The sequence below is a fragment of the Aliagarivorans marinus DSM 23064 genome (assembly GCF_000429485.1).
GTDB lineage: Bacteria > Pseudomonadota > Gammaproteobacteria > Enterobacterales > Celerinatantimonadaceae > Aliagarivorans > Aliagarivorans marinus.
Genome location: NZ_AUBY01000008.1, coordinates 1 through 17,557, shown reverse-complemented (window position 1 = coordinate 17,557; position 17,557 = coordinate 1). Strand labels below are relative to the sequence as shown.

Sequence of the window (17,557 nt, the reverse complement as noted above, 5' to 3'; positions counted from 1 at the left end):
CTTATGGACTCCTATGAAACTTCTCGTTCGCAACCTGCCTCGCTCAACCACTGAAAATGACGTTCGCACCCTGTTTTCTGAACATGGCGCTGTCGCCGAGTGCACCTTGGTCTTTGACCAAGAGACCGGTAAGTCTAAGGGCTTCGGGTTTGTGGAAATGCCAGAAGACGCAGAGGCGAAGGCGGCTATCAAGGCGCTGCATATGAGCGACGTGGGTGGCCGAGCTATTCGCGTTAAGATTGCTCAAGGCTAAGCGGCTTTAGCTCGCTTAAGCGCCTCACTCTGGTGTAGCTCCTGCAAGGATATTGCTTCCTTGGCGAGTGTTGCTCCCCGCAAACAGCAAACTCGCTGCGGGAAGCTGGCCACACTTCAATCTAGACGCTTAGCGCTTCATCAAAAACACTTGATAACCAAACTCACTGGCGCACTGCTGGTAGATGGTTAACTCGCTCCCGATGTCCTCAAGGGCTTTGGAATCCGCCATGCTTGGTCGCAACTGCTCGACCCGTTGCGCCAGCGGCTGGTAGTAGTTTTGCCATGCCTGTTGGCTCAAGGTGAAGCTGCTGAGTAGCTGGTAGCCCGCCGCCTCAATTTGCTGCTCGCGCGTCGCCACTGTTTGCATGTCGGGGTACTCTTGGCTCCAGAATGCCACTGCCTGCTCGCTTGGGCTATTGGTTAGCCAGACCAAATCACTAAGCATTAATATGCCTTGGTCCTTAAGTAGTGGCCGCCACTGCTGCAAGGCGTTCTCTACGCCCATGATATAGGCACAGCCTTCGGCCCAAATCAGCTCGAAGCTAGCGGGCTTAAACGGCAGCTCCGTCATACTGGCATTAACGGCGGATATGCGCTCACTCAAGCCTTGCTTGCGTGCTCGTTGATTGAGGGCATCCACAGCGCTCTGCTCGTTGTCTATGGCGGTTATCTGGGCATTGCTGTGCTGGGCCAATAGGGCAGTTGTGAGCCCTTTGCCGCAGCCTATCTCTAGGATAGTGGCAGGCGCGCCGGGGACTTGCTCAAAGGCGCGCAGGGTGTCGTTTTCGCTGCCCGGGCCCCAACGTTCGAGTGTTTCAAAGACCGTCATAAAGTCGGCCATATATTGATCGTGTTCGTTCATATCTTTCGATAACCATTTCAGTCGTAGGGCATCTTTTTCACTAAAGCCCTGTTTTATTAACCAATCCAGATGGGCATCTGGTGCCAGTTCATTGCTGGTCTGATGCCATGCCTTGAGATCGCCTTCGCCGAGCAGCGCCGCGAGTAACTGACGGGATTGCTGTTTTTGGGCAATCTCACCGTCCAGCGCCTGTAGCCGATTGCGCAGTAGCTTGCGGTCAACCTTGGCTTCCAGGCAGGCTTTGCATTCTTTGAGGGTTAGCCCACCCGCCTGCAACTGTTGGAGAAGGCGGACCCGCTGCAGATCATGCTCGCTATATACGCGGTAGCCGTTGCTTTGCCGCTTACCTTGAATCAGCTGCTGTTTTTCGTAGTAGAGCAAGGCGGTGCGGGACAGCCCCACGGCAGCCGCCAGCTCGGATATGCGATAGGCCATAGGGCTCCTGCATTCGGGAGAATGGAAGACACTGTAAACTATAGAGCTGTAGACAGGTCAACGGATAATTTTGCTGAAAAGTCATTACGGCGACACCGAACAGGCGAGAGCTGCGAATGGCTTGCTGTGGGATGATGCTTGGAAGCTTATATGCTCGGTGATTGAGCTGCAGGGCCAGTTGCTTCGTTTACATGAGGCTGACTCAATTGATAGGAACGACGCAATGGCTGTTACCGACCCACTTCAAACTCACCGGACGAGCATTTCGTCTGCTCGATTGCCGCTGGCCTGCTTGGCCATGTTTACTTCATTGGCTCTGAGCGCAGCAGAGCGCCCCGATAAGGCGCTGCTAATCAGCTTTAATGAGTCGGCACCCAAAGACCTGTTTGTTATCCAAAACAATACCCAGTGCGAGCTTGGCGGCAGCCAGTTAACCATCGAGCTGAATGAAAGCGCAGGTCAGCTCTACTTTGATACCACGGCGGCGGGGGCTGGGGTTGAGGTATACCAACCGTTTGAGGTGGTCAGTGGTGATGTCGGTTTGTATCAGGCCGAGCGTGTGGCCGATGGCCAGACCCGACTGGCGTTAGACCTCAATCAGCTCGCACAAGACCAACGCTTAGTGTTCAGCATCGATGTGGATGATCAAGTTGAAAGTCATCGCTCTCGAATGACCATGATTACCGGCTCTGAGATTGCAGGGGCGCAGGTGTGGTTGTCTCAGCCCGGCGTCGCACCGGTAAGCGCCAACTTTGGTACCGATAGTACCGCCAGCCTTTTATTACCCGGTTGCTAGGGCCTGTTTATCTATCCTGTTCTGACAAGCCACAAGGACCTGAGGGGAAGCCATCAGGTCCTTGTGCGTTAATCAGGTCTTAGGCTTTGTCCGAGGCCTTCCACACCAAGATACCTTTTTTCGCCTTGTTAGATTTTGGCTTTTCACCATCGGGCTTGCGACCGCTAAATTTGCCACCGCGTGACGCGTTGCCGGATTTCCCACTACCCGGCTTGCGCGGGCCCTTAAACTTCCCGTCACCTTTTGCCTTGCTTGAGGGGGCGTTACTCTGCGCTTGCCCATCGGTTTGCGCGGGTTTCTCACCGCGGCGGGTCTTGGCCAAACCGTTCAAGAAGTTACGCAGCAGTTGGTCGCCACACTCTTGGTAGTTGCGGTGATCCGGACGGCGGAACAGCGCCGACAGCTCGCCCTTGCTGATGCGAAAATCTTCTTTGGCACAGATGGCGATAATATCGTCGTCGCGCAGGGTCAGGGCGATGCGGATCTTGCGCAGCACTTCGTTGTTCGACAAGCGCTCTTTGGGGCCAAGTTTCACCGGCTCCTTCCCTGGTTGCTTGCCGCGGTTTTTGATGATCAGGCCATCGAGGAACAACGACAGTACGCTATCACGGCAGCGCTGGAAGCCGGGTTCGTCTTCCTTTTTCATGATGCTGGCGAGGTAGGGAAGCTCAATATCATAGTCGACCAGCGCAAAAACCTGTTGGATTTGGCGGTCATTCAGCTTCAGTGCGTAGCGCAGGCGGCGCAGGATGTCGTTGTGGATCATGGCGGTTCCGGTGTGGTTGCGGGCGCGTAGGGTAACAGGCGCCCGGGTAAATGTCAGCGATAATTGCAGGCCACAAGCCGCCAGCTGTCAATGATGGTGTTTATAAAGCTCTTCCAGCGCCACCGACAGGCCATTATCGGCTACCACCCGAATGTGTTTTGGGGCAAGTTCGCGTACGTGCCGCACCCCACAGCTATGGGCCAGCAGCCCAATGCCGTAGTGGATGTATTTGTTGTAATGGGCCACTCGCTCGGTTTTATTGGCAACATTCAGGCCTTTTTGCAGGCGTGGATTATGGGTGGTGATACCGGTGGGGCAGGTATCTTTGTTGCATTGCAGCGCCTGAATACAACCCAGCGCAAACATATAACCGCGCGCCGACACCACAAAGTCGGCGCCCAAGGCGACGGCCCACGCCACCTTAGAGGGGGTAATTAACTTGCCAGAGGCGATCACCTTCACGCGTTCGCGCAGTTGCTGTTGCTCTAACATTTTTACCACCAGTGGCAGGCTCTCTTTCAGCGGCAGGCCAACGTAATCCATCAGCGGCTGTGGGGCTGCGCCTGTGCCACCATCGGCGCTGTCCACGGTAATGAAGTCGGGGGCGCTGTCTGGCCCGCGCAGGGCGATGGCTTTGAACAGCGCCTGCAGCCAATCTTGCGAGCCAACCACCGCTTTAAAGCCTACCGGTTTACCGGTGACCTTGCGCACCCGTGCGATCATATCCAACAAGTCTTCGACGCTGCGAATATCCGGGTGGCCGTTGGGGCTTATTGAATCTTCACCCTCAGGGATGCCTCGTATCTCCGCAATTTCGGCGGTCACCTTACGACCGGGTAAGATCCCGCCTTTGCCGGGCTTGGCTCCCTGGCTAATCTTGATTTCGAACATCTTGACCTGCGGGTGAGCGGCCACTTGCTGCAGCTTTTCATCGCTTAAGCGGCCTTGCTCGTCGCGTACGCCATACTTGGCGGTGCCGATCTGGAACACGATATCGGCGCCACTGGCCAAATGATAGGGGCTTAGCCCGCCCTCGCCGGTGTTCATCCAGCAGCCTGCTTTGGCTGCGCCGCCCGCCAGGGCCTCAACTGCGGGGCGCGACAGGGCGCCAAAGCTCATCCCGGAGATGTTAAAGATACTTTTGGCGGTGTAAGGCTGGGCGCAATCTGGCCCGATGGTGACCGGCTCTGGCGGTACCGCATCTTCATCCAACGTGGGGAAGGCGCAGTTCATAAACATAATTGTGCCGGTAGGGTCGAGGTTGCGGGTGGAGCCAAAGGCGATGGTGCGGTCAACATTCTTGGCGGCGCGATACACCCAGCTGCGCTCAGCGCGGTTAAATGGCAGCTCTTCGCGGTCCATGGCGAAGAAGTATTGGCGGAAGAACTCGCCCTGTTTTTCGAAGAAGTAACGGAAGCGGCCAATCACTGGATAGTTATGGCGAATGGCGTGGTGGTGTTGGCTTTTGTCGCTGATGTACATGTAGACGATGGCCAGCGTGACAATGCCGACCACCAGAATAAACAGCCCCGAGAGCAGATCCAGCCCCCAAATCAGTAGTTCGTTCATCTCCGTTCCCCGTATCGCTTAGCTTGGAATTAGCGTGAACCATATGAAACGGATTGCGCGCAGAATCTTTCAGCGTAAGCGAGAGGGGAGCAAAAAATGTGGCCTTAGCCCGCCGCTTGGTGGATTTCGATAAAGAAGCGGTAGATGCCTTCTAACAGGCTGCTCATGGCAACCGCCGCCAGTACTAGCCCCATTATGCGGCTAATCAGCGCCGCGCCAGCGTTACCGATGACCCGTTGAATCGGGCGGGCCAGCCATAACAGCCCAAGCGTACACAGCAGTACCAGCAGCATAATCCCAGCGGTGACCGCTTGTTGGCTGATGGCATAGCGTGAGTTATCGGTGAGCATTACGATTGCCAGAATTGCACCCGGTGAGGCTATGGAGGGAATCGCCAGCGGAAACACCGCTTGGCTCCACAAGTCCACTTCGCCCAGCTTCATTTCTTGCTCTGGCTTACTCTCGCCGAAGATCATGGTCAGCGCGAACAATAGCAGCACTAGGCCACCGGCAGCTTGGAAGGCGGGGAGGGGGACTTGCATCTCTTCGAGCAAGATCTGCCCGAATACCAGGAAAAACAGCAGTGTCATGGTGGAGATAAACACCGCTTTGATGGCCACCATATGCTGTTGTTTTTTACTGAGGCCAACGGTTTGAGACAAGTAGACCGGGATCGAACCAAAGGGGTCGATAACCGCCCAAAGCAATACAAACTGTGTGAGTACCAGATCGAGCATTCGCTGCCTTATTCGCTAGAGAGAGCGCTATCTTAACAGATACTTAGCATAGGACGAGTTCAGCGGGCTGTTAATCTGCTCGCTTGATATTTACGTCTGCAAATCTGTGAGGAGTTGGGAATAATCGCCAAAATCGCCGTTATTATGTGCAGTTGGGATGAGCGGCACTCGCACAACAAAAAACGGCGCTCCTAAAAGGAACGCAGTTGGCTTTCATAGCGTGTTCACTGGCGGTATTAGTGCAACTTGGCCGTTTGCTCATCGCGCAGGGTGGCAATATGCGCCAACAGGTATTTCACCTGAGAGGGACGCTGCTCACAGCAGGTGGGCAGCCAGTAACCCAGCATGCGCTCAAAGGGGTAGAAGTGTTCGCCGTCTTGCATGCAGCGAAGCTGGTTACACAAATCATCAAAGGCGGCGGCTTGTTCTCCGTTGTCGGGCAGTGAGCCAATCTCTTCAACCTTGCTGGTGAAGATGTCGCTAACGGTTTGCAGGTGCTCATCGGCACTATCCATCCCGCGCTGATAAAAGCGGTATTCGCCGTGCACCATAAATAGCTGTTTGAGCATCTTTGGCTGGCCTTCTTGGGTTAGTACCCCAAAGCTCTCACCGTAGTCCTGCATGTTGTTTAGCCAGCGCTCGAAGAACAATTTGAGGAAATCTTCGGTGTTACCGGGCTGCATATCGGCGAACACCATGCTGTAGAGGCTGTACTCTTCGATGGCGAAGATCACCGACTTGCCTTCAACCTGTTGTACGTCGATTAACCATTGAGAAAGCTCTACCTCACTACCATCAAGATTGGTTAAGTGGGCGCTGTCGTCCTCGCGATTTGCCGACGGGGCCTGGCTAACAACGAGGCGTTCGGCGCTGCGGCCATGGTTAAAGAATGCGGTGGCGTTATCACTGCAGTTAAAAATTATCATCAGGTTATCCGGAACTACTTACGACCGAAGTCGTTGGATTGGGCAGGAAAGGCGCTAGTTTTATCATAATTTACTAATGAAAACTATCTGGGCAGGGGAAGCCACTAGGCAAACAACACTTGGCAACTGAATGTAATTTGTGCAAAATCCACGGCTTTGTTGTAAAAGTGGAAAGCTGAGTTTTGTTGTTTAAGCGTACCCGTTTCGTTGCTATATGTTTGATTCCTATGTTTTTGTTCTCGTGCTCTGAGCCGCACAAGCCGTCGGTAAATAAAGCCGATGCACAGGTGATGGGCGAGCTACCTAATTTTGCCGCCATTGAAGAAGTCGGTGAAAAGAAGACCCAGTTCTTTGACTACCTGCGAGTGGGCATCGACCTGGAAAATCAACGGATTGAACAAGAGCGCACTGAGCTAAGCGCGATGCGCCAACAACTTGCCGATGGCGCGCTATCCAACCCACAGCTAAACAAGCTGGCAGAATTGGCCGAGCGCTACAAGGTAAGCATCGACCAAGAGCAGGTAAATATTGCTGTTATCGATGAGCTGCTCAACCGGGTGAATGTGATCCCTCCGGCACTGGTGCTGGTGCAGGCGGCCAACGAGTCGGCATGGGGCACCTCACGCTTTGCCACCGAGGGCAACAACCTGTTCGGACAATGGTGTTATCGCGAGGGCTGTGGCTTGGTGCCGCTGTCACGCGTCGAGGGGATGACCCACGAAGTGGCCAAGTTCGATAGCGTGCAGCACTCGATTCATGCCTACTTTATGAACATCAACACCAACCGTGCCTATCGGGCGGTACGCGAGCAGCGCGACCAGTTGGTAGATGCCGGTGATGACCTGCTGGGGATTGAAGCGGCCGAGGCGATGAGCCTGGGTTTGCGCAGCTACTCAGAGCGCGGCGAAGAGTACGTGCTGGAGCTGCAGACCATGATGCGCCACAACAGCCGTTACCTATAAGCAGATATTGTTCTTTAGGATCCCTTCTGGCTGGCTCAACGCTCTGAGCCTGCCAACGCCGCCATTTTCTCACCGAATACGCCTAATCTATTAATAATTCTAACATTAATATGCGCTCTATACTTGCTATAGGTCTGCCCTAAGGAAAGCAACTTTTCCTTTGGTTTAAGTAAGATAGAGAGGAATGTAATGAACAATGTGAGCTTGCGGATTAAGTTCTCGGTTGTGTTGATCATCAGCGCAATTTTGTTATTAGTAGTCGCAGCAACCGGCTACTTTATGGGCAAGCAAACCGCCCGAAGCCTTGATGTGGTTAACTACAATATTTTGCCGGCGATGAACGATGTGCTCAATGCCGACCGAGATCTCTATCAGGCGCGAGTCGCAGAGCTCGAAGCCATCGAGGCTCTGGAGAGCGGCTCGGATCACCGCAAGTACCACGCAGTCTTTGTGGAGAATACCCAGCAAGCCTACGACCGCATGCAGGCCTTCAAGAAGGATTTGGTGGACTTTCCCAGCGCTACCCGCGGCCTAGAAGATTTTGACCGCCGTTTTAACATCTGGAAGGATTCCTCGCAGAAAGTCTTCGACTTATTGGACCAAGGTGAGCTGTATGAAGCGATTACCGTGAGTATCGATGAAGTGCACGATACCTTTGGCGATCTGCGTGAGCTCTATAACGTCGCCACCGAGTCGGCTGAGGCCATAGCCGCGCAGGTCAACGAAGACAGTGACAGCCTACTGGCCAAGCAAAACACCATCTTGATTATTGTGTCTGCCATCGGCTTTGTGTTTGCGCTGGTGATTGCCTTCTTCCTGCCTAAGGTGGTGGTTGAGGGGATTACGGCGGTGAGTGACCGCATCAAAGACATTGCTCAAGGTGATGGTGACCTTACCCAACGTGTAGAGGTCAAATCGCAAGATGAGCTGGGCGAGCTAGGCACTAACTTCAACCAGTTTGTTGAGCAGCTTGAGTCGCTGATCCGCTCGGTGCGTGAGTATGCTGATGAGCTTAATACGGTCGTGGTCGATTTAACCGGTAAGGCGGCCCAGTCCACCGAGATTGGCACTGAGCAGAACCAATCGGTGGAGATGATTGCCACCGCGGTGAATCAGATGGCAGCCGCGATTCGCGAGGTGGCCAACAACGCAACCCATACCGCCGAAGAGATCAACGTGGTAAACACCCAAACCGAGCAGGGGCAGATGATTACCCAAGAGTCGGTCGCGCAAATCAACCGCTTGTCGGGCTCGGTGCAGGACGCATCGGATGTGATCGCTCGCCTCTCGGAAGACTCTGAGAAGATTGCCTCGGTACTGGATGTGATCCGTGGGATTGCTGAGCAAACCAACCTGCTGGCGCTGAATGCGGCTATTGAAGCGGCCCGTGCTGGTGAGCAGGGCAGAGGCTTTGCGGTGGTGGCCGATGAGGTGCGCACCTTAGCCAGTAAGACCCAGCAGTCAACCGAAGACATTCAGAAGATGATTGAAACCCTGCAAAACGGGGTGACCCGGGCGGTGAGTGCCATCGAGCAAGGCAGCGGGATGGCGGCAGAAACGGTGCAATTAGCCGATCAAACCCAGCAGTCATTGGCCTTGATTCTGGACTCCACCTCCAAGGTCTCCGAGGTGTCGGTAGCCACAGCGGCTTCCACCGAGCAGCAAAGCCATGTGACTGAAGATATCAACCGCAATCTGACCGAACTCTCGGACAAAACCCGCATCAACCTGGAGACGGCAGAGCAAACCCAGTCACACTCCAATTTGGCGCTGCAAACCGCCCAAGAGCTCTCCAACGTGTTGTCGCGCTTTAAGGTCAGCTAAGCGGCTTAAGCCACTCCAGCGTGTTGTCGCGCTTTAAGGTCAGCTAAGTGGCTTAAGCCACTCCAACAGCAGGGTTAGCGCCTGACGCCATTCGTTCTCTATCGGAATGGCGTGGCCGGCCCCCTCAACAAAGGCGCAATCCCGCTGGTGGAACTCGGCGGTTTGGCGCACTTGTTGAGGGCTCACCAAGCGATCCTCACTGGCACCTATCACCAACATCGGCAGAGACCCGGGCAGCGGCGTTTTAAGCTCGGTCTGCTCGGTAAAGATGCTCAGCGCTTCGGCTTTCACGCTGCGGCGCAGCTCATTGAGCTGGCTGTGGCTGGGTTGTCCGGCAAACAGCATTTGCTGAGCCGCCAGCAGGTAGAAGGGGTTAAACAGGGCTAAGCCGGGGAACAGCATGAGTTGTGACAGGGCGGTGGCCAAAATCGGCTCGCGAATCATTAAATCCATACTCAAGCGCTCCAAGCCCTGCGGCGGGGCCGAGGCCATCAAGGCCAAGCCTTGGAGTTTATCCGGATGGTTATGGGCGTAGTGCTGGGCAATCAATCCGCCTAGGGAAAAACCCACCACCACCGGTTTGACCTGATAGCGCTGCTCGGCCCAAGCGACCGTCTGCTCTACATCATTTAAGTAGGCCTTGAGGCCGCTTAAGCCATCGCTGACCCGGCTTCGCCCGTGGCCGCGCAGGCTGAGCGCGATGGCCGGATAGCCGGCTTCGGCCAGTGCTGGGAGCAGGTGATAGGTAAACAGGCGCGCATCGCTAAGCACGCCATGTAGCAAAATAACCGGTGGCCTGACGATTTGCTGAGGCTCTGCCAGGTAGTACTCCAGCTGGCCACCACTGTGGCGCAGCTGCTGGTGTTGAATAGCCGTTTCCATTTCCGTTGCGAGCAAAAACTGAGTCATGATATCGCCCTCGGGAGTTCAAAACTAAGCATGGTAAGTTGGTGTTCATCGCTGGTTTGCATAAACACCTGTCCGTTTTGCGCTTCAGCCAGCTGCTTCATCGAGTAGGTGCCAAGGCCGGTACCGCCCTGTTTGTCCTGACTGATGTACTTATCCCAGAAGCGGTGACGGATAGCCTGTGGCACCACCCCTGAGTTGATGATCTCTATCTTGACCAGCTGTGGGGTCACGATCTGTTTGACCTGCAGCGTGGTTTGTTCGGGCGCCGCTTCGAAGGCATTCTTCATCGCATTGAATAGCATCGAATAGCTTAGCGAAGGGTCGCCAAGCGCCGTGATGGCCTGATCCTCGACCAGCACCTGCAGCTCCAGTTGTTTGTCTCTAAAGGTGTTGCTCAAGGCGTCGCAGATCTTAGAGACCGTTTCGGCCGGCGAGAAGGGCGTTGGCTGGAGTTCGAAATCGCCGCGCTCGATCTTGGCCAACTCCTGCGATTGGTTGATATGGTCGAGGCTACTCATGCTTAACTCTTCGATAAGGTTGGCCTGCTCTTCCACAATCGGGTGGTCACCACTGTGTAAGCGGATCTCTTCAGCCAGGCCCGCAATCGCGGCTAAGGGGCCTTTTAGGTCATGGCGTAGCAGTTGGTCGACTTGCTCTTTAAGGCGCTGGTTTTCCAGCATATTGTCGTAGTCCGCCTGCAGGTTTAGCCGCACATTCACGTAGTCGAGTTGGTTCTTGACTCGCAGCTTTAGCAGCTCCGCATTAATCGGCTTGGTGATGTAGTCGATGGCGCCGCCGTCGAGGCCGCGGCTTTGATACTTAACCTCTGATAAGGCGCTAACAAAGATCACCGGAATCATCTGCGAGCGCGGATCGCTGCGCAGCCGCTTGAGTACCTCAAAGCCATCCATAACGGGCATCATTACATCAAGCAAGATCAAATCGGGCGGGGTATCGGATTGGCACAACCCCAAGGCCCGCGGGCCATCTTTCGCCAGTTGTACGCGGTAGCTTGGTTTTAACAGCTCACTGAGTAGGGCGAGGTTGTCGGGGCTGTCGTCCACCACTAACACCGTGTTGCGCTTGCCGGCACTGCTGTTACCTGAGTTGGTATTTTCGGCACCGGGGCGGGATTGCGCCATCGCGCGGTTGCGCACTTGCCCACTGATTGCTGCTTGCACCCGGTTTTGCAGGATCTGGCTGTTAAAGGGTTTGATGATCAAATCGCTCACACCGCTTTGGATAGCCTGCTGTACCCGTTGCCGTTCAGATTCGGCAGTAATCAGGATAAACGGTATGTGGCTCAGTTGGGCGTGCTTCTTGACCTCTTCTAACAGCTCTATGCCGGTCATTATCGGCATATTCCAGTCTGCGAGGATGATGTCCACCGATTGGTGGGTAAGCGCTTTTAGCGCCTGTCTACCATTCTCGGCCTGCAATACTTGTGAAAAACCAAAGCGGCGCAGCTGCTCGGAGGTGATCTTGCGAATGGCCTGCATATCGTCGACCACCAAGGCTGTTTTACCGCTTAGATCCATAAACTACTTATTTCCAAAACATTTAGATGATTTGAATGTAGTTAAGGCGCGACGAAATAGACAGTTTTGAAGAGCTTCACATTATTGAGCCAGGCAAAATATCACGCTAAATATGTTTAGACTGCGAACTAATGTTCTGATTTGGCGTCTCAATGTAGCAATAAATACCGTTAGAAACGGTTCATTTTCGGAGATTTATTATGACACTACTTCAGGCCTTCAAGTCATCTTACCGTTTGAGGTCCCTATGGCTTACAGGCATCGTAGCATTAACCCTCGTGAACCCCGCATTCGCTTCGCTCGAGCACAAACAGCATGCTCAACCCGCACGAGACAACGATATACTGCTGTTTCATTCGCCTTTTTGCCCCCCCTGTAAGCGTATCTCACCGTTGGTAGAGGAAGCTGCACAGAATGAGCTGGCGGGATTGACCTTAATCCCTGTGCTCGGTGGCCCTGATGTTGAACTGCTCTACCGCGCTTACGCGATAGCAGAGCTAGAAGGGGTCGAGCGAGAGTTTAACGAGCTATTGAGCAATGCAGTGCTGAGAAGACGCTATGACGGCCCTACAACCGTTTTGAGTATTCTTGAGCAGGTAGGGGTCGATAGTGCGTCTTTGGACAGCAGGAGTGCGGAAACAAAACCGTTGGTCCAGCGGTACATTGCGCTTAGCGATGGCTACCGGATCTCCGCAACGCCTACCATCATTGTTAATGGGACGCACGAGATTAACCTGCGCGCCATTAACTCTGCAGACCAGTTACTCGCCGAAATAGCAAAGCTACTTAACTCGTGACGAGCCGTAACGACGTATTCTGTCTGGTGATCCGCGTAGCGATACGCTTTACCCCGGCAATCATCCAAGCATTGGTTCTTCACTAAAAGCTAATATTAGACAAATCTAATGTAAATGGTATAGTGCCCCTTAGCGAATGCTCAGAGCTGAGCAAACCAAGTTATTGGAGAGAAGCATGACTAAGATTGTGATTGTGGGTGGTGTGGCTGGTGGCGCGTCTGCCGCGGCCCGTGCACGGCGTTTAAGTGAAGATGCGCAGATCATTATGTTTGAACGTGGCGAGCACGTCTCTTTTGCCAACTGCGGACTGCCCTACCATATCGGAGGGGATATCCAAGACCGCAGCAAACTGTTGCTGCAAACCCCGCAAAGCTTCTTAGCACGCTTTAACGTCGATGTACGGGTGATGAGTGAGGTAGTAGCGATTGACCGCGCCGCCAAGTCTGTCACGGTGAGAAACCAGCTCGATGGTACTCAGTATCAAGAGAGCTACGATGTGCTGCTGTTAAGTCCAGGCGCCGCACCGATAACGCCTCCGATCCCGGGGCTGGACAATCCGCTGACTCATTCACTGCGCAATATCCCTGATATGGATCGGATCATCCAAAGCCTGCAATCGCGTCAGGTTAAGCATGCCACGGTCGTGGGCGGCGGCTTTATCGGGCTGGAGATGATGGAGGCCTTCCATCAGCTTGGCATTCAAACCACCTTGCTGGAGTTAGGTGAGCAGGTGATGGCGCCGGTGGACCGGGAGATGGCGGGCTTTGCCCATCATACAATCCGCGAACAGGGCGTTGATCTGCGCCTCAACACCGCTTTAAGCAGTGTCGAGTATGTGGCCGAGCAGGGGCAATTGCTGCTATCACTGAGCAGCAACCAGCAGCTACAAGCCGAGCAGCTTCAAACCGACTTGCTGATCATGGCAATCGGCGTACGTCCAGAGACCGCGTTGGCCGAGCAAGCGGGACTGCAGCTGGGAGAGACCGGTGGCATTTGGGTGAATTCGCAGATGCAAACCAGTGACCCAGCCATCTATGCGGTGGGTGATGCGGTTGAGGAGCGCGACTTTGTCACCGATACGCCAAGTCTGGTACCGCTGGCAGGTCCGGCAAACCGCCAAGGACGTATGGCGGCCGACAACATGCTGGGGCGCAATCAGCACTACCAAGGCACTCAAGGCACCGCGATTTGCAAGATTTTTGATTTGGCTATTGCCTCTACCGGGCGCAACGAAAAGCAGCTGCGGGCAGCCGGCACCCATTATCAAAAGGTGTATGTACATACCGCTAGTCATGCCAGCTATTATCCCGGCGCCGAAACCGTATCGTTCAAGCTGTTGTTCGAGCCTGAAACGGGCAAGATCTTGGGCGCTCAAGCGGCCGGTAAAGATGGCGTTGATAAGCGCATCGACATTATTGCGGTGGCCCAACGCGCCGGGATGACCGTGGAGCAGTTGCAGCACCTTGAGCTTACCTATGCACCGCCGTTCGGCTCTGCCAAGGATGTGATCAATCAGGCTGCTTTTGTCGCCCATAACCTGATGGTGGGTGACAGCCATGCCATTCACTTAGATGAGATAGATTCGCTGAGCGACGACCAGCTGCTGCTGGATGTGCGCAATCCCGGCGAGTTGGATTCGCAAGGCTTTATCGATGGCGCCATTAACATCCCAGTGGACCAACTGCGTGAGCGGATGGACGAGCTGCCCAAGGACAAGGAGATCATCATCTATTGTCAGGTGGGGCTGCGCGGCAATGTGGCCTACCGCCAGTTGGTCAATCGTGGCTACAAGGCGCGTAACTTACTCGGGGGCTATCGCACCTATCGCTTTGCTACGGCCTAAGCACGCCTGACTGCGGGTTATTCGCGAACACTTACCTCAGCCACGATAGCGGCATGGTCGGAGCATTGGCGGTCGAGCTCGCTGTGGGGGTTGAGTAAGTGCCTGTCGGCCACCCATACGTGCTCCACCTGGCCATGGCTGCCATCTTCTCCGGCATCAAAGGCGCCGTTGAGCAGGATATGATCGATACGGGAGCCGTGTGGCCCCCAGTAGTGGCTGGGGACTGGCGGACTCTCTTGCAGGGCGAGATCATAGGCATGCTGGAAGCGCAGCTCATTGGCCAGCTTTTGCGCCTGTTGTTCGCTGAACGCGCTGCCTTCAGGCAATCTTGGCAGGCGTTTTTCAGCCTGAAACAGGCGGGCGACCAACGAGTCCGGCCCGTCGTTAAAATCGCCCATAATGGCGGTGGGAGGCGGCGCTGTCTGGCTTAGATAATCGCCCAGTAGGTGCGTGCCTTCCCGGCAGCGCTGCTGCGCCGATAACCATCCTCCCAGCTTGGGGTAGAGGCAAAGCTGTTCGATAAGGCTTTGCTCGGCATCGGCTTCAATGCTGGGGCGCTGGGACTTAAAGTGCACCACATAGACCTGGATTAAGCCAAACTCGGGCACTCTGATCTTGACCCTGAGCGGTCCGCGACTGTAGGCAAAGTCGCTATCTTCAAGCAGCTCGCTAACCTTGGCGATTGGCTCGAGCAATACCACCTCTTCAATGGGAAAGCGCGACGCCAGCGCAACCGGGGGAGAGGAGTGGATGTATCCCTCTTCCACATCGGCCTTGCCCAAACAGCAAAAGTGCCCATAGCCTAGCTGTTGCATCTGCGCTTTTAGCGCGTCGGGGCTGAAGATCTCTTGAAAGGCGATAATGTCGGCGTCGAGCTCTTTGAGATAGTTATCCATCCAGCGCTGCTTATCACGCCACTGATTGCCGTCGTAGATGTTTTCTGCTTGGTAGTAGGCGCCGGGCGGAGCCAGATAGTTGAGGGTATTAAAGCTGGCCAAACGAAAGCGAGTCGGCATGTGAATTCCAAGTGCAGTGACAACTAGCTGTCATTATATGTAGTTTTCGCGGGTTCTGCCGTGCGCTAAGTCTTCTCTACTGTGCACTCTTCTCCTCTGTCTCTGTCTCTGTCTTTGTCATAGCGGTCTGCTGGCGTTTCGGCGTTAACGCTTCGAGGGTTTTCTGCCAATAGCGCAGTCGGCCAGCAAAGTAGTCTTGCTGCTTAGGGCTAGCGCTGCGCAGTATCGCCACTAACGCTAGCTGCCAGCGTTGCCGGTTTGCGTCCAGCTTGTCCTGATAGTCTTGCGGAAACAGGTATTCAGCTTGGGTGATCACTCGGTGGAAGCCTTCCCGTAATTGCTCGGGATTGTCTTTGCGCCAGTACAAATAACTCAGGGTCTGGCTGACTTTACGGCGGTGGGCGATCCACTCTTCCGTCGTATCATGCAGCGCAAGAGTGAGCTCGCCGATGACCTGTTTCTGGGCAGGCGAGACGGACCCAAGCCAGCGTTTGATGAACTTCTCGATGCGCTTTTTCCGTTTGCTTAGGCGCTGCTCCGGGCTGAGCTTTTGATAGCTTTCCAACTGCTCGATGTTCTCTTTTTCGGCAACCGCTAACATGGCTCTGAATTGCTGGTGGCTGAGTTGTTCGCCTATGGCAAAAAGGTGTGGCTCCATCTCCTCGATCAGCCGTTGCCAGTGCGCCCGGAATGCTTGGCTGTGCTGAGCAACCTGGTCTTGGGTGACCTGGGTGAGATCCAGTGATTGTAGCTGCTGCAAGTGGGACAGATAACGGGGCAGCTCTCGCTCGCGATGCCATTGCCAAAGCTCGTCAAAGGCTTGGTCGTAGTAAATCTGTTGCTCGGGGCTCAGCTCAACATAGTCATCCACATACATCTGGCTGAACCAATCGAGGTGGTTGTAGACAAACTTGGCACCGCAGCCACTGAGACCGATACATAGTAAACCGATTAATAGGGCTCTCGGCATGGCTCATTCTCCTTCTGGTCATGGTTAGACTACGGGAATGAGCGGGAGTTTGATTGAATTAATCGTCGGTGTGTTGTTTGGGTAGATATAATGCGGTTACTTAAGTTGAAAAACGTCGGACTTACAGGAGTAACTGCGCTAAAAGTGGGTACCTAACTTAGGCAGGTTCCCCGGTTCCGGTCGGCAGGCGACTTGATTTCGGCCACGCCGCTTAGCGCAATAAAGTTGGTTGTCGGCGGCGCTAATAACCCCATCGATGCTTTCTTCTGCGCGTCGTTCCGCTACCCCGATGCTGGCTGTAATTGCATGTTGCTCCCATTTTAGCTGTTCTTCTATGTAACCGCGTATTCTCTCTGCAACCAGTAACGCTTTGTCTATATGGGTGTTTGGTAGCAGGATCAGAAACTCCTCGCCACCCCAGCGAAATACCGAGTCTACGTCGCGCAAAACGGTGCTGAGCTGTTTTACCAGGTTCTTTAGAACGTGATCTCCAGCGCTGTGGCCGAAGTTATCGTTGACCGATTTAAAGTGGTCGACATCGATGAGTAACACGCTAATCGGTAAACTGTAACGCTGACTGCGTTGATACTCTTGTTGGGCAACAATCTCGAATTTTCGCCGATTCCCAGCGCCGGTAAGCGCGTCGTGAAGCGACGCTTGCTCTGCTTGATTCTTGAGTTGTTCGGTCAAACTGTTGGCTATCTCCAGTTGAGCTGCGCGCGCTTTAAGTTTGTGTTCCAGCATCAATTGCCAAATCCACAAAAAGCCGATTGCCAAGCCGACATTGCTGGCGATATGTACGATCAGTGGGTACTGCTGGATGGTACTTAGTGCAATGTAGTTCTGGGGAACTTGATGAAAGTAGGCCTGTATCAACCTGATGATATGGGAGCATAGAAAAATACTCAGGTTGATAGCAACAAACGTGATCGCCGGTTTTAAGTGTTGAACACGTATGCTTCGGGTTAGGTGATAGAGCCCGCCGATGGAGAGGTATACAGTCATCGATGAAAGTAGAGCATCACGCGGCGTTGTTGCCTAAATAGAATTGAACCTATTCGCTCATCTGCGATCTGATCGTTAAACCCTACTATCAGGTCGCACTATGGGCACCGCCAAGGGCAAAATCACCAATTGGAAACAGTACAATCACACCTTAACTCAAAGAGGCTCGTTAACCTTTTGGATGGACGATGCGGCTATCAAGCATTGGTACAACCAACACCCTTCTGGTCGCCGAGGTCGTAGCAATACGTACAGTGACTCAGCCATCAGCACCGCGCTCATGATTAAGGGCGTGTTTAAGCTACCTCTGCGAGCGCTGGAAGGATTTATCAACTCGATATTTCGTC

Annotated in this window: 17 protein-coding genes; 7 read left to right on the top strand and 10 right to left on the bottom strand. The window is 54.2% G+C overall.

Going from position 1 to position 17,557, the window contains the following annotated elements; translation table 11 throughout:
* The first annotated feature begins 13 nt into the window (after positions 1-13).
* Positions 14-253, top strand: a complete 240-nt coding sequence (locus G461_RS0100085; RefSeq protein ID WP_026970272.1) for an RNA recognition motif domain-containing protein — start codon at positions 14-16, stop codon at positions 251-253.
* A 129-nt stretch (positions 254-382) separates the two neighbouring features.
* Here G461_RS0100085 and G461_RS0100080 read toward each other — a convergent pair whose 3' ends face one another.
* Positions 383-1,552: a methyltransferase domain-containing protein gene (locus G461_RS0100080; RefSeq protein ID WP_026970271.1), complete on the bottom strand. Its 1,170-nt coding sequence runs from the start codon at positions 1,550-1,552 to the stop codon at positions 383-385.
* 70 nt (positions 1,553-1,622) lie between these two features.
* Between G461_RS0100080 and G461_RS25270 the strand changes: the two genes are divergently transcribed.
* Positions 1,623-2,348 (top strand): hypothetical protein, encoded by a 726-nt coding sequence (locus G461_RS25270; RefSeq protein ID WP_051333231.1) that lies wholly within the window; start codon positions 1,623-1,625, stop codon positions 2,346-2,348.
* A 79-nt stretch (positions 2,349-2,427) separates the two neighbouring features.
* Here G461_RS25270 and G461_RS22720 read toward each other — a convergent pair whose 3' ends face one another.
* The 4 genes from G461_RS22720 to G461_RS0100055 form a co-directional block, all read right to left on the bottom strand.
* Positions 2,428-3,114 carry a YehS family protein gene (locus G461_RS22720; RefSeq protein WP_084428866.1) on the bottom strand — a complete coding sequence of 229 codons (687 nt, stop codon included), beginning with the start codon at positions 3,112-3,114 and terminating at the stop codon, positions 2,428-2,430.
* Between the two features lie 87 nt (positions 3,115-3,201).
* Complete coding sequence (locus G461_RS0100065; RefSeq protein WP_026970270.1) at positions 3,202-4,683, bottom strand: FMN-binding glutamate synthase family protein; 1,482 nt, start codon at positions 4,681-4,683, stop codon at positions 3,202-3,204.
* 104 nt (positions 4,684-4,787) lie between these two features.
* Positions 4,788-5,420 (bottom strand): MarC family protein, encoded by a 633-nt coding sequence (locus G461_RS0100060; RefSeq protein ID WP_026957199.1) that lies wholly within the window; start codon positions 5,418-5,420, stop codon positions 4,788-4,790.
* Between the two features lie 236 nt (positions 5,421-5,656).
* Complete coding sequence (locus tag G461_RS0100055; RefSeq protein WP_026970269.1) at positions 5,657-6,346, bottom strand: hypothetical protein; 690 nt, start codon at positions 6,344-6,346, stop codon at positions 5,657-5,659.
* A gap of 227 nt (positions 6,347-6,573) precedes the next feature.
* Between G461_RS0100055 and G461_RS0100050 the strand changes: the two genes are divergently transcribed.
* The gene (locus G461_RS0100050) at positions 6,574-7,308 is read left to right on the top strand and encodes a glucosaminidase domain-containing protein (protein WP_026970268.1); all 735 of its coding nucleotides are present in this window, start codon (positions 6,574-6,576) and stop codon (positions 7,306-7,308) included.
* A gap of 189 nt (positions 7,309-7,497) precedes the next feature.
* Positions 7,498-9,132 carry a methyl-accepting chemotaxis protein gene (locus G461_RS22715; RefSeq protein WP_051333230.1) on the top strand — a complete coding sequence of 545 codons (1,635 nt, stop codon included), beginning with the start codon at positions 7,498-7,500 and terminating at the stop codon, positions 9,130-9,132.
* A 39-nt stretch (positions 9,133-9,171) separates the two neighbouring features.
* On the opposite strand, the gene G461_RS0100040 is transcribed toward G461_RS22715, so the two are convergent.
* Together G461_RS0100040 and G461_RS0100035 are read right to left on the bottom strand one after the other, a co-directional pair.
* Entirely contained in the window at positions 9,172-10,041 is an 870-nt protein-coding gene (locus G461_RS0100040; protein WP_084428864.1) for an alpha/beta hydrolase, read from the bottom strand.
* The gene (locus G461_RS0100035; RefSeq protein WP_026970266.1) at positions 10,038-11,579 is read right to left on the bottom strand and encodes a hybrid sensor histidine kinase/response regulator; all 1,542 of its coding nucleotides are present in this window, start codon (positions 11,577-11,579) and stop codon (positions 10,038-10,040) included. The genes G461_RS0100040 and G461_RS0100035 overlap by 4 nt, the downstream gene beginning before the upstream one ends.
* Positions 11,580-12,007: 428 nt before the next feature.
* On the opposite strand from G461_RS0100035, the gene G461_RS26015 reads away from it, so the two are divergent.
* Together G461_RS26015 and G461_RS0100025 are read left to right on the top strand one after the other, a co-directional pair.
* A complete protein-coding gene (locus tag G461_RS26015) occupies positions 12,008-12,376 on the top strand; it encodes a thioredoxin domain-containing protein (RefSeq protein ID WP_157360184.1) in 369 nt (122 codons plus the stop codon).
* 175 nt (positions 12,377-12,551) lie between these two features.
* A complete protein-coding gene (locus tag G461_RS0100025) occupies positions 12,552-14,219 on the top strand; it encodes an FAD-dependent oxidoreductase (protein WP_026970264.1) in 1,668 nt (555 codons plus the stop codon).
* Positions 14,220-14,236: 17 nt separating this feature from the next.
* Here G461_RS0100025 and G461_RS0100020 read toward each other — a convergent pair whose 3' ends face one another.
* From G461_RS0100020 to G461_RS25265, 3 genes are all read right to left on the bottom strand, one after another.
* Positions 14,237-15,235 (bottom strand): endonuclease/exonuclease/phosphatase family protein, encoded by a 999-nt coding sequence (locus G461_RS0100020; protein ID WP_035478720.1) that lies wholly within the window; start codon positions 15,233-15,235, stop codon positions 14,237-14,239.
* Between the two features lie 76 nt (positions 15,236-15,311).
* Positions 15,312-16,205 (bottom strand): DUF6279 family lipoprotein, encoded by an 894-nt coding sequence (locus G461_RS0100015; RefSeq protein WP_026970262.1) that lies wholly within the window; start codon positions 16,203-16,205, stop codon positions 15,312-15,314.
* Positions 16,206-16,343: 138 nt separating this feature from the next.
* The gene (locus tag G461_RS25265) at positions 16,344-17,210 is read right to left on the bottom strand and encodes a GGDEF domain-containing protein (RefSeq protein WP_051333229.1); all 867 of its coding nucleotides are present in this window, start codon (positions 17,208-17,210) and stop codon (positions 16,344-16,346) included.
* A 100-nt stretch (positions 17,211-17,310) separates the two neighbouring features.
* Between G461_RS25265 and G461_RS22705 the strand changes: the two genes are divergently transcribed.
* Positions 17,311-17,557 (top strand): IS5/IS1182 family transposase (locus G461_RS22705; protein ID WP_035478718.1); only part of this gene is annotated, 247 nt, incomplete at its 3' end.